Source organism: Aeromonas sp. 84A, from assembly GCF_051919345.1.
Classification (GTDB): Bacteria; Pseudomonadota; Gammaproteobacteria; order Enterobacterales; family Aeromonadaceae; genus Aeromonas; species Aeromonas veronii.
The window spans coordinates 2,326,154-2,338,298 of record NZ_JBQBEW010000001.1 but is presented as its reverse complement, the minus strand read 5'-3'; the positions used below and the strand labels follow the sequence as shown (position 1 = coordinate 2,338,298).

Annotated in this window: 10 protein-coding genes; all 10 read left to right on the top strand. The window is 62.1% G+C overall.

Annotated features, from left to right (window positions below; genetic code table 11):
• Positions 1–51: 51 nt before the first annotated feature.
• Positions 52–594 carry an NADH-quinone oxidoreductase subunit NuoE gene (gene nuoE / locus ACTG20_RS10665; RefSeq protein ID WP_005337236.1) on the top strand — a complete coding sequence of 181 codons (543 nt, stop codon included), beginning with the start codon at positions 52–54 and terminating at the stop codon, positions 592–594.
• Positions 591–1,976, top strand: a complete 1,386-nt coding sequence (gene nuoF / locus ACTG20_RS10660) for an NADH-quinone oxidoreductase subunit NuoF (protein ID WP_194496082.1) — start codon at positions 591–593, stop codon at positions 1,974–1,976. Before nuoE ends, nuoF begins: the two co-directional genes overlap by 4 nt.
• A gap of 41 nt (positions 1,977–2,017) precedes the next feature.
• The gene (gene nuoG, locus ACTG20_RS10655) at positions 2,018–4,774 is read left to right on the top strand and encodes an NADH-quinone oxidoreductase subunit NuoG (protein WP_194496081.1); all 2,757 of its coding nucleotides are present in this window, start codon (positions 2,018–2,020) and stop codon (positions 4,772–4,774) included.
• A complete protein-coding gene (gene nuoH, locus ACTG20_RS10650) occupies positions 4,771–5,739 on the top strand; it encodes an NADH-quinone oxidoreductase subunit NuoH (protein ID WP_005337244.1) in 969 nt (322 codons plus the stop codon). Before nuoG ends, nuoH begins: the two co-directional genes overlap by 4 nt.
• A 10-nt stretch (positions 5,740–5,749) precedes the next feature.
• On the top strand, positions 5,750–6,292 hold the full coding sequence (gene nuoI / locus ACTG20_RS10645) for an NADH-quinone oxidoreductase subunit NuoI (protein WP_005351100.1): 543 nt from the start codon (positions 5,750–5,752) through the stop codon (positions 6,290–6,292).
• Between the two features lie 10 nt (positions 6,293–6,302).
• Entirely contained in the window at positions 6,303–6,854 is a 552-nt protein-coding gene (nuoJ, locus tag ACTG20_RS10640) for an NADH-quinone oxidoreductase subunit J (protein WP_005359828.1), read from the top strand.
• Positions 6,851–7,159, top strand: a complete 309-nt coding sequence (gene nuoK, locus ACTG20_RS10635; protein WP_194496080.1) for an NADH-quinone oxidoreductase subunit NuoK — start codon at positions 6,851–6,853, stop codon at positions 7,157–7,159. The genes nuoJ and nuoK overlap by 4 nt, the downstream gene beginning before the upstream one ends.
• On the top strand, positions 7,156–9,003 hold the full coding sequence (gene nuoL, locus ACTG20_RS10630) for an NADH-quinone oxidoreductase subunit L (RefSeq protein ID WP_194496079.1): 1,848 nt from the start codon (positions 7,156–7,158) through the stop codon (positions 9,001–9,003). The genes nuoK and nuoL overlap by 4 nt, the downstream gene beginning before the upstream one ends.
• A gap of 98 nt (positions 9,004–9,101) precedes the next feature.
• Entirely contained in the window at positions 9,102–10,646 is a 1,545-nt protein-coding gene (gene nuoM / locus ACTG20_RS10625) for an NADH-quinone oxidoreductase subunit M (RefSeq protein WP_194496078.1), read from the top strand.
• Positions 10,643–12,106: an NADH-quinone oxidoreductase subunit NuoN gene (gene nuoN / locus ACTG20_RS10620; RefSeq protein WP_194496077.1), complete on the top strand. Its 1,464-nt coding sequence runs from the start codon at positions 10,643–10,645 to the stop codon at positions 12,104–12,106. The genes nuoM and nuoN overlap by 4 nt, the downstream gene beginning before the upstream one ends.
• Positions 12,107–12,145 lie beyond the last annotated feature (39 nt).

The following is a 12,145-nucleotide window of genomic DNA, read 5'->3' as shown; positions in this document are numbered from 1 at the left end:
ATTTGGATCACCGAACGAGCAGTAAAAGGACAAGCCACCAAAGGTCAAGTCATGAGCCAGCAATGTCAGTGTCACAATAATCAGACCCCACAGGGGCAAGGGGCATGCAGCAGCAAACAGGACGACTTCGTTCTGAGCCAGGCTGAACGCGATGCCATCGAACACGAGAAACACCACTACGAAGATCCCCGCGCCGCCAGCATCGAAGCGCTCAAGATCGTGCAGCAGGCCAGAGGCTGGGTACCCGACGGCGCCATTCACGCCATCGCGGCCGAGCTCGGCATTCCCGCCAGCGACGTGGAGGGGGTTGCCACCTTCTATAGCCAGATCTTCCGCCAGCCGGTAGGGCGTCACATCATCCGCGTCTGCGACAGCATGGTCTGCTACATCAATGGCCATGAAGATCTGCTGGCCGGTCTCAAGGAGGTGATGAACCTCGGCCCCGGTCAAACCACCCCGGATGGCCGCTTCACCCTGCTGCCGGTCTGCTGCCTTGGCAACTGCGACAAGGGGCCAGCGATCATGATCGATGACGACACCTATGGCGGTCTCGATCCGGTGACCTTGCTGAAAACCCTGGAGGCTTACCCATGAGCCTGCCGCAAAACAAGATCCTCGCCTCTCTTGGCACCGCCAATCGCACCCCGCGAGCCCCCGAGACCCACCCGCTCACCTGGCGGCTGCGGGATGACGGCCAGCCGGTGTGGCTGGAGGAGTATCAGGCCAAACAGGGCTATGAAGCCGCCCGCAAGGCGCTCGGCCAGATGAGCCCGGACGAGATTGTCAGTACCGTCAAGGATGCCGGTCTCAAGGGGCGTGGCGGCGCGGGCTTCCCCACGGGTGTGAAGTGGGGGCTGATGCCCAAAGACGAGAGCATGAACATCCGTTACCTGCTCTGCAACGCCGACGAGATGGAGCCCAACACCTGGAAAGATCGCCTGCTGATGGAGCAACTGCCCCATCTGCTGATCGAGGGGATGATCATCAGTGCTCGGGCGCTCAAGGCCTATCGCGGCTATATCTTCCTGCGCGGCGAATACGTTGATGCCGCCATCCACCTGCGCCGGGCGGTGGAAGAGGCCAAGGCCGCCGGTCTGCTGGGCAAGAACATTCTGGGCTCCGGTTTTGATTTCGAGCTGTTCGTCCACACCGGCGCCGGCCGCTACATCTGTGGTGAAGAGACGGCGTTGATCAATTCGCTGGAAGGGCGCCGCGCCAACCCGCGTGCCAAACCCCCCTTCCCCGCCGTCTCCGGCGTCTGGGGCAAACCCACCTGCGTCAACAACGTCGAAACCCTCTGCAACGTCCCCGCCATCATCGGCAACGGGGTCTCCTGGTATCACGGGCTGGCGCTGCCGGGCTCGGACGATCACGGCACCAAGCTGATGGGCTTCTCCGGCAAGGTGAACAACCCCGGGGTCTGGGAGCTGCCCTTTGGCATCACCGCCCGCGAGCTGTTTGAAAATTACGCCGGCGGGATGAAGAGCGGCTATCGCCTGAAAGCCTGGCAACCGGGCGGCGCGGGCACCGGCTTCCTGCTGCCGGAGCACCTCGATGCCCAGATGTATACCGCCGGTATCGGCAAGGTAGGTACCCGGATGGGGACTGGCCTCGCCATGGCGGTGGATGACTCAATCAGCATGGTCTCCCTGCTGCGCAACATGGAGGAGTTCTTCGCCCGCGAGTCGTGTGGCTGGTGCACGCCCTGTCGCGATGGCCTGCCCTGGAGCGTCAAGCTGCTGCGGGCACTGGAACGTGGCGAAGGGCAATCCGGCGATCTGGCGACTCTGGAACAACTCTGCGGTTTCCTTGGCCCGGGCAAGACCTTCTGCGCCCACGCACCGGGCGCCGTCGAGCCGCTCGCCAGCGCCATCAAATATTTCCGCTCCGAATTCGAGGCCGGGATCAAGGGCAGCGGTGATAACCGCAAGCCGGTCAAAGGGATCCAGCCCAATCTGCTGGGCGAGCGCTGGTAACGACACCACAGATTTCACAAAACAGGTTTCAGGGAAGTTGTATGGCAACCATTTATGTAGACGGCAAAGAGTACGAGGTAGACGGAGCAGATAACCTGCTGCAAGCCTGTCTGTCGCTGGGTCTGGACGTCCCCTATTTCTGCTGGCATCCGGCGCTGGGTAGCGTTGGTGCCTGCCGCCAGTGTGCGGTCAAACAGTATCAGAATGCCGATGACAAACGCGGTCGTCTGGTCATGTCCTGCATGACCCCGGCCACCGATGGCAGCTACATCGCCATCGAGGATGAAGAGGCTAAAGAATTTCGCAAGAGCGTGGTGGAGTGGCTGATGACCAACCACCCCCACGACTGCCCGGTATGTGAAGAGGGCGGCGCCTGCCACCTGCAGGACATGACGGTGATGACAGGCCACAACAGCCGTCGCTACCGCTTCACCAAACGCACCCACCAGAATCAGGAGCTGGGCCCCTTCATCGGTCACGAGATGAACCGCTGCATCGCCTGCTACCGCTGCGTCCGTTACTACAAGGATTATGCCGGTGGCGAGGATCTCGGGGTCTATGGTGCCCACGACAACGTCTATTTTGGGCGGGTCGAGGATGGCACCCTGGAGAGTGAATTTTCCGGCAACCTGGTGGAGGTCTGCCCCACCGGCGTCTTCACCGACAAGACCCACTCCGAACGTTACAACCGCAAGTGGGACATGCAATTTGCCCCCAGCATCTGCCAGCAATGCTCCGTGGGCTGCAACATCAGTCCGGGCGAGCGTTATGGCGAGCTGCGCCGCATCGAAAACCGCTTCCACGGCAGCGTCAACCACTACTTCCTCTGTGACCGTGGCCGCTTTGGCTATGGCTACGTCAATCTGGCGGACCGCCCGCGCCAACCGCTGCTCAAAGATGGCAACGACCAGCTGACCATCACAGTCGATGGCGCCCTCAACCGCGCCGCCGATGCCCTGCGCAGCGCTAGCAGCCTCATCGGCATCGGCTCGCCCCGCGCCTCGCTGGAGAGCAACTTTGCCCTGCGCGAGCTGGTGGGTGAAGCCAACTTCTACGCAGGCGTCGAGCAGGCCGAGTGGGCCTGTCAGCTGAAGATGCTGCAGATCCTGCAACAGGGCGGCGTGCCAACCCCGAGCCTGCGGGACATGGAAGAGGCCGACGCCATTCTGCTGCTCGGCGAGGATGTCACCATGAGCGCAGCCCGTATCGCGTTGGCGCTGCGCCAAGCCGTCAAGGGCAAGGCTCGCGAGCTGGCCCGCAAGATGAAGGTCGATCTGTGGCAAGTCGCCGCCGTTCAAACCCTGGGTCAGAACGAGCGCTACCCGCTGCTCATCACCAGCCTCGACACCACCCGTCTGGACGATGTGGCGGCCGACAAGCTGCACGCCCCCTATGCCGATCAGGCGCGCCTTGGCTTTGCCATCGCCAACCTGCTCGACCCGAGTGCACCGGCCGTGGCCGACCTCTGCCCCGAACAGCAGGCACAAGCGGCTCGCTGGGCCGAGCTGCTCGGCAACGCCAGGAAGCCGCTCATCATTGCAGGCTCCACTGCCCGCGAGGTGGCGCTGCTTGAGGCGGCCAGCAACATTGCCCGCGCCCTGAAAGGCCTTGGACAGGAAGCCAGCATCGCGCTGGTTGGCCAGGAGGCCAACTCGCTGGGTCTGGCCATGCTGGGCGCTCAAACCTTGTCAGACAAGCCGCTCGAAGCCGCCCTTGCGCGTATCGAGGCCGAAGAGGGGTTGGCGCTGGTCACCCTGGAGAACGATCTCTACCGCCGCGCGCCGCGCAACCGGGTGGATGCTGCGCTGGCACGGCTGCAGCACCTGCTGGTCATCGACCATCAGGCGACCCCGACCGCCAACAAGGCTGATCTGGTGCTGCCAGCGGCCAGTTTTGCCGAAGCCGATGGCACCCTGGTGAACATGGAAGGGCGCGCCCAGCGCTTCTTCCAGGTCTATGCACCCGCCTTTTACAACGCCGATATTCAGGTGCGTGAAGGGTGGCGCTGGCTGGCGGCGCTGCAAGGGGCGATCGAACGCAAGCCGCTGCGCTGGCAGAACTTCGAGCAGATCAGCCACGCTTGCGCCAGCAGTCATCCGCTGCTGGCCACCATGCTGGAAGCAGCGCCCAACGCAGGCTTGCGGATCCGTGGCATGCGACTGGCCCGTGAGCCGCATCGTTACAGCGGTCGCACCTCCATGCTGGCGGATCAGAACGTCAGCGAGCCGCGGGTAGCGCAAGATCCCGACTCCCCCTTCAACTTCTCCATGGAAGGGTATGCCGGAGCCCGTCAGCCGCTGCCGCAAGTACCGTTCGCCTGGGCGCCGGGCTGGAACTCTCCCTCCGCCTGGAACAAGTTCCAGGATGAAGTGGGTGGCAAACTGCGTGCTGGCGATCCGGGTCGCCGTCTGCTGGAAGCAACAGACCCGCAGGCAGAAGGCAAGGCGCTGCTCGGCTGGTTCACCACCATCCCCGCCCCCTTCAAGGCCGCAGAGGCGCTGCAAGTGGTCAATTATGCCCAGCTGTTTGGCGGCGAGGAGCTCTCCGCTCGCAGCCCGGTCATTCAGGCCCGGATGACCGAACCCGAGCTGGTGCTCAATCCCCTTGATGCGCAGCGTCTGGCCCTCCACGGGGGCAGTCAGGTCTCCTTCTCCTGGGGCGGTAGCCACTGGCAACTGCGTCTGCGGCTTAGCGAGCAGCTGAGCGCTGGTCTGGTGGGGCTCCCCCTTGGGGTAAACGGCCTGCCGACGGCCCTGCAACAAGCCTCAATCACTAACCTGCAGGAGGTGATCGCATGAGCGAGTCGCTGATCGATCTGTTGCTGGAGGTGGGCAAGGCACTGATCGTGCTGGTGGGGATCGTGGGAGCTGGAGCCTTCATGAGCTTCATCGAGCGCCGTCTGCTGGCCCTGTGGCAAGATCGCTACGGCCCCAACCGGGTGGGGCCGTTTGGTCTGCTCCAGCTGGCCGCCGACATGATCAAGATGTTCTTCAAGGAGGACTGGATCCCGCCGTTCGCTGATCGGCGGATCTTTATCCTGGCCCCCATCATCGCCTTCACTGCCTTTATTCTGGCGTTTGCGGTGGTGCCCATCACCCCCACCTGGGGCGTGGCGGATCTCAATGTGGGGCTGCTCTACATCCTGGCCATCGCGGGGCTGGCGGTCTATGCGGTGCTGTTCGCCGGCTGGTCGAGCAACAACAAATACTCATTGCTCGGCAGCTTGCGCGCCTCGGCCCAGACCCTCTCCTACGAGGTGTTCCTGGGCTTGTCGCTCATGGGGATTGTGATCCAGACCGGCAGTTTCAACCTGCGGGATATCGTCGAGGCACAGGCAGACTTGTGGAACGTGGTGCCCCAGATCCTGGGCTTTGTCACCTTCCTGTTTGCCGGTGTCGCCGTCACCCACCGTCACCCGTTCGATCAGCCAGAAGCCGAGCAGGAGCTCGCCGACGGCTATCACATCGAGTATGCGGGGATGAAGTGGGGTCTCTTCTTCGTGGGCGAATATATCGGCATCGTGCTGATCTCCTCGCTCATCGTGACCCTCTTCTTCGGTGGCTGGCACGGCCCCTGGCTGCCCCCCTTCATCTGGTTTGCCCTGAAGACCGCCTGTTTCATGGTGTTCTTCATCCTGCTGCGGGCCTCCCTGCCTCGCCCGCGCTTTGACCAGGTGATGTCGTTTGGCTGGAAAGTCTGCTTGCCGCTGACCCTGATCAATATGCTGGTCACCGCGGCAGTTGTACTGATAAGTACGCAGTGAGGCACTCAATATGAAAATTGTTAGCATTATTCAGGGTGTCGGCACCCAGTTACGCAGTCTGGCCATGGTCTTCTCCCATGCCTGGCGGCCCCGTGAAACCCTCAACTATCCGGAGCAGGCAGTCTATGCGGCCCCCCGCTACCGAGGTCGCATCGTGCTGACCCGTGACCCCGATGGGGACGAGCGCTGCGTGGCCTGCAACCTCTGCGCAGTTGCCTGCCCGGTCGGCTGCATCTCGCTGCAAAAATCTGAGCGGGATGATGGCCGCTGGTATCCGGAGTTCTTTCGCATCAACTTCTCTCGCTGCATCTTCTGCGGCCTGTGTGAAGAGGCTTGCCCCACCACCGCTATCCAGCTGACACCGGATTTCGAGATGGGTGAGTATCGCCGCCAGGATCTGGTGTACGAGAAGGAAGATTTGCTGATCAGCGGGCCCGGCAAATACCCGGACTACAACTTCTATCGCATGAGCGGGATGGCCATCGACGGCAAGCCGAAAGGGGATGCCGAAAACGAAGCCAAGCCCATCGATGTCAAGAGCCTGCTGCCCTGAGGAGTCAATCATGGAACTGGCATTTTATGCCTCGGCCCTGGTGGCCATTTACAGCACGCTGCGGGTGATCAGCACCAGCAATCCCATGCATGCGCTGCTCAATCTCATCATCTCCCTCATCGCCGTGGCCATGATCTTCTTCTGCCTGGGTGCCGCCTTTGCGGGCGCCCTGCAGGTGATCGTCTACGCCGGCGCCATCATGGTGCTGTTCGTGTTCGTGGTGATGATGCTGAACCTGGGGAGTGCCCAGGCACAGGAGAAAAAGTGGCTCACCCCCATGACCTGGGGGGGCCCAGCCCTGCTCTCGCTGATCCTGCTGGGCTTTCTGGCCCACGGCATTCTCGGGGTGACCGGCGGCCTGATCGGAGTGACCGAGGTGACCGCCAAGCAGGTGGGTGTCGAGCTCTTTGGCCCCTATGTGCTGGCGGTGGAGCTTGCCTCCATCCTGCTGCTGGCGGGTCTGGTAACCGCCTATCACCTGGGTCGGGAAGAGAAGAGCGGTGAAGTGCTCTCCGTCCCCCGCACAGCATCCCGCTCTGCACAAGAAGGAGGTCAGCAATGAATGGAATCCCTATGGAGCACGGCCTCCTGCTGGCCGCGGTGCTCTTCTGCATCGGCTTGTGCGGTCTGCTGATCCGCCGCAACCTGCTCTACATCCTGATGAGTATCGAGATCATGATGAATGCCTCGGCACTGGCGTTTGTGGTGGCGGGTAGCCGCTGGGCCCAGGCCGATGGCCAGATCATGTATATCCTGGTGATTTCTCTGGCGGCAGCGGAGGCCAGTATCGGCCTTGCCATGTTACTGCTGCTCTATCGTCGTTACCACACCCTGAACGTGGACACTGTGAGCGAGATGCGCGGATGAGCCTCTTATATCTGACTTTTCTATTTCCGCTGCTGGGATGGCTGGTGCTGGCCTTCTCCCTCGGCCGGTTTGGTGAGCGTACCTCGGCGCTGATCGGGGTAGGCTCCATTGGCTTGTCGGCCCTCACTACCCTGTGGGTGAGCAGGGACTTTCTGGGCAACCCGCCCGAGGGGGGCGTCTATGTCCAGCACCTGTGGCAATGGATGGCGGTGGGCAACTTTACCCCGAGCTTCTCGCTGGCACTGGATGGCCTGTCGCTGACCATGCTGGGGGTGGTGACCGGGGTGGGTTTCTTTATCCACCTGTTCGCCTCCTGGTATATGCGCGGTGAAGAGGGCTACTCCCGCTTCTTTACCTACACCAACCTCTTTATCGCCAGCATGCTGTTTCTGGTACTGGCCGATGACCTGCTGTTTGTCTACCTCGGCTGGGAAGGGGTGGGGCTGTGCAGCTATCTGCTGATCGGCTTCTACTACAAGGATCGCAACAACGGCGCAGCGGCCCTCAAGGCATTTGTCGTGACCCGGGTGGGTGATGTCTTCCTCGCCATCGGCCTGTTTATCCTCTATCGGGATCTGGGCACCCTCAATATCCACGAGCTGCTGGTTCGTGCCCCGACCCTGTTTGCCGAGGGCTCCCCTGCCCTGTCGCTGGCCTGCCTGATGCTCTTGGGCGGCGCGGTCGGCAAATCGGCACAGCTGCCGCTGCAAACCTGGCTGGCGGATGCGATGGCAGGCCCGACGCCCGTCTCCGCGCTGATCCACGCCGCCACCATGGTGACCGCCGGTGTCTACCTGATTGCCCGTACCCACGGCCTGTTCCTGCTGGCGCCAGAGATCCTCCATCTGGTCGGGCTGGTTGGCGCCATCACGCTAGTGCTGGCAGGCTTTGCCGCGCTGGTTCAGACCGATATCAAGCGGATCCTCGCCTACTCCACCATGAGCCAGATTGGCTACATGTTTCTGGCACTGGGTGTCGGCGCATGGGAAGGGGCCATCTTCCACCTGATGACCCACGCCTTCTTCAAGGCGCTGCTGTTCCTCTCCGCCGGTGCCGTGATCAACGCCTGCCACCATGAGCAGAACATCTTCAAGATGGGTGGCCTGCGCAAGAGTTTGCCGCTGGTCTACGCCTGCTTCCTGGTGGGGGGCTCGGCGCTGGCGGCGTTGCCGCTGGTCACCTCCGGTTTCTACAGTAAGGACGCCATCCTGTGGCAAGTAGAAGCCTCTGGCCAAAGCGCGCTGCTGTGGGCAGGTCTGGTAGGGGCATTCCTCACCTCGCTCTACACCTTCCGGCTGATCTTTATCGCCTTCCATGGCAAAGAGCAGACCAAAGCCCATGCGGGCCACGGTCTGGCTCACCATCTGCCGCTGCTGGTATTGCTGGTGCTCTCCACCGGCATAGGCGCGCTGATCACCCCGCCACTGGCAGGTGTACTACCCGCAGGCCCGGGGGACCATATCGAAGAGGGTCGCCATGCACTGGAGGTAGCCTCCGGCATCATCGCCATCGCAGGCATTGCACTGGCCGCGTTTCTGTTCCTTGGTGAGCGCCGTTTGGCCACCTCCATTGCCAACAGCGCGCCGGGCCGCCTGCTCAGCACCCTCTGGTTCAACGCCTGGGGCTTTGACTGGCTCTATGACCAGCTGTGGGTCAAACCCTATCTGCTGGCGACCCGTCTGCTCGGGCAGGATCCGCTGGACTGGATGATGGGCCTGCCCGCCTGGCTTGCCCTGCATGGCAACCAGCTGCTGGCCTGGACAGTAACCGGCAAGTTGCGCTGGTATGCCGCCTCCATGGGGATCGGCGCCGTGCTGGTGCTGGCGCTGTTGCTGCTGGGGTAACGCGATGAACAACCGGACAATCATACAGCCGGGCTGTTTGCTCTCCCTGATGGAACAGGGAGCGCAATCTCATATGAACTTGAACGAGAGCTGATACCGTGACCTTACTCTGGATCTTGCTAATTCCTTTTATCGGCGGCTTGCTCTGCTGGCAGATGGAGCGTCTCGGCGGGCAGTTTGTCCGCTGGGTTGCCCTGCTCTCCATGAGCGCCAGCCTGCTGCTCTCCTGTGCCATCTGGCTAAGTGGTGATTTCTCCCTTGCCACGACCGGCCTCGACAGCGCGGGCGTCTCCGGTGCTGCCTCCGCCTGGGCCGCCGAGTGGCGCCTGTCGTGGATCCCCCGCTTCGGCATCTCTTTGCATCTGGCGGTGGATGGCCTGTCGCTCTTGATGGTGATCCTTACCTGCTTTATCGGGGTACTGGCCATTCTCTGTTCGTGGAAAGAGATCGTGCAGCGCATCGGCTTCTTCCACCTCAACCTGCTCTGGATCCTGGGTGGCGTACTCGGCGTCTTTATGGCGCTGGACCTGTTCCTCTTCTTCTTCTTCTGGGAGATGATGCTGGTCCCCATGTACTTCCTGATTGCGCTCTGGGGCCATTCGGTCACTGACGGCAAATCACGGATCAACGCCGCAACCAAGTTCTTCATCTACACCCAGGTGAGCGGCCTTATCATGCTGGTGGCCATCATCGGGCTGGTGCTGACCCACCAGCATGCCACCGGAGTCTTCACCTTCAACTATCTGGAGCTGCTCAATACACCGATGAGCAAGGGCGTTCAGTGGCTGCTGATGCTGGGCTTCTTTATCGCCTTCGCGGTCAAGATGCCACTGGTGCCGCTGCACGGCTGGCTGCCGGATGCCCACAGTCAGGCGCCGACTGCAGGTTCGGTGGATCTCGCCGGTATTTTGCTCAAAACCGCCGCCTACGGTCTGCTGCGTTTTGCCTTGCCGCTCTTCCCCGAGGCGTCCGCCGAATTTGCCCCCTACGCCATGGTGCTTGGCCTGATCGGTATCGTCTACGGTGCCATCGTGGCCTTTGCCCAGACCGACATCAAACGGCTGGTAGCCTACACCAGCATCTCCCACATGGGCTTTGTGATGATCGCTATCTACTCGGGTAGCGAGCTGGCCCTGCAGGGCGCCGTGGTGCAGATGATCGCCCACGGTCTCTCGGCTGCCGGCCTCTTTATCCTCTGCGGTCAGCTCTACGAGCGGTTGCACACCCGGGATCTGCGCCAGATGGGCGGCCTGTGGGGACGCCTGCGCTATCTGCCCGGCGTGATGCTCTTCTTCTCGGTAGCGTCGCTCGGCATGCCGGGCACCGGCAACTTCGTCGGCGAGTTCCTGATCCTGGTCGGCAGCTTCCAGGTTGCCCCTGTCATCACGGCGGTCGCCACCTTCGGTCTGGTACTGGCCTCGGTCTACTCCCTCATCATGTTGCAGCGCGCCTGCTTTGGCCCCGCCAAGGATGAGAGCATGCTCAAGGGACTGGATCGCCGCGAGCTGACCATGATGATGGTGATCGCGGGCCTGCTGGTTCTGCTTGGCCTCTATCCCCAACCCGTGATTGACACCGCCAGCAGCAGCCTTATCAACGTGCTGCACTGGTATCTGCTGCCGACTGCTGGAGCCCTGCAATGACTTTCTCCGCTTCCCAACTGCTGGCACTGCTTCCCCTGCTGTTGACCACCGGGGCCATGGCGGCCCTGATGCTGGCCATCGCCTGGCGCCGCTGTGTCACCACCGCCTTTACCGTGACCATTGTTGGCCTCAACCTTGCTCTGTTCTCGCTGCCCATCGTGATGGCGCAAGGGGATCAGGGGGTCACCCCGCTGCTGCAAGTGGACAGTTACGCAGTCTTCTACATGGGTCTCGTACTGATCGGCGCCCTGGCCACCTGCACCTTCGGTCAATCGTGGCTGAAAGCCTACCCGGACAACCGGGAGGAGTTCTTCCTGCTGCTGCTGATCGCCACCGCTGGTGGTCTGGTGCTGGCATGCTCCCGTCACCTCGCCTCTCTCTTTATCGGGATCGAGATGCTGACCCTGCCAATGTTTGGTCTGGTGGGTTACGCCTACCGCGAGCGCCACTCGCTGGAAGCCGCGGTGAAATACATGGTGCTCTCTGCCGCCGCCACCGCCTTCCTGCTGTTTGGCATGGCGCTGCTCTATGCACAGGCTGGCAGCCTGAGCTTTGCAGCCCTGGGGCAGACCCTGGCCGAGAGCCCGGCTCACCATCCGCTGCTGATGGGCGGTTTGGGGTTAATGCTGGTCGGCTTTGCCTTTAAACTCTCCTTGGCCCCCTTCCACCTCTGGACCCCGGATGTCTACGAAGGTGCCCCGGCACCGGTCGCCACCTTCCTCGCCACCGTCAGCAAGGTGGCGGTCTTTGCCGTGCTGCTGCGCTTCTATCTGGCGGTACCGGCGGCGAGCGATCCCATGATCCACTGGCTGCTGGCAGCCATGGCGGTCATATCCATTCTGGTCGGCAACCTGCTGGCCCTGGTGCAGACCAACGTCAAACGGATGCTGGGTTACTCCTCCATCTCCCACTTCGGTTACCTGCTGGCGGTGATCGTGGCGAGCCGATTCGGCCAGATGCCGGTGGAAGCAGCCGGGGTCTACCTGCTGATGTATCTCTTCACCAGCCTGGGTGCCTTTGGGGTGGTGAGCATGATGTCGAGCCCCTATCGCGGCAAGGATGCCGACTCCCTGCACAGCTATCGTGGTCTGTTCTGGAAGCGCCCCTATCTGACTGCCGTACTGACGGTGATGATGTTGTCACTCGCGGGCATCCCGATGACCCTCGGCTTTATCGGCAAGTTCTACCTCATCGGCGTCACCGTCGAGGCGCAGCTCTGGTGGCTATCCGGTGCCATCGTGCTCGGCAGCGCACTGGGTCTCTACTACTACCTCAAGGTGATGGTGACCCTCTATCTGCGCGAACCGGGTATGCAGCAGCGGGATGCCAGCGCAGACTGGGCTCTCTCCTCCGGTGGAGTGGTTGTGCTGCTCTCGGCAGCTCTGGTGGTATTGCTCGGCCTCTACCCACAACCAGTCATCTCGCTGGTACAGGGTTTCCAGAACGTCGTACTGCAATAACTCAAACTGCGGCTCAATCAAAACCGGCCCCTGTGGCCG

Coding starts and splice junctions, on each gene's coding strand:
- nuoN (WP_194496077.1), top strand. CDS start 10,643: ATGACTTTCTCCGCTTCCCAACTGCTGGCACTGCTTCCCCTGCTGTTG.
- nuoH (WP_005337244.1), top strand. CDS start 4,771: ATGAGCGAGTCGCTGATCGATCTGTTGCTGGAGGTGGGCAAGGCACTG.
- nuoE (WP_005337236.1), top strand. CDS start 52: ATGAGCCAGCAATGTCAGTGTCACAATAATCAGACCCCACAGGGGCAA.
- nuoI (WP_005351100.1), top strand. CDS start 5,750: ATGAAAATTGTTAGCATTATTCAGGGTGTCGGCACCCAGTTACGCAGT.
- nuoG (WP_194496081.1), top strand. CDS start 2,018: ATGGCAACCATTTATGTAGACGGCAAAGAGTACGAGGTAGACGGAGCA.
- nuoK (WP_194496080.1), top strand. CDS start 6,851: ATGAATGGAATCCCTATGGAGCACGGCCTCCTGCTGGCCGCGGTGCTC.
- nuoL (WP_194496079.1), top strand. CDS start 7,156: ATGAGCCTCTTATATCTGACTTTTCTATTTCCGCTGCTGGGATGGCTG.
- nuoF (WP_194496082.1), top strand. CDS start 591: ATGAGCCTGCCGCAAAACAAGATCCTCGCCTCTCTTGGCACCGCCAAT.
- nuoJ (WP_005359828.1), top strand. CDS start 6,303: ATGGAACTGGCATTTTATGCCTCGGCCCTGGTGGCCATTTACAGCACG.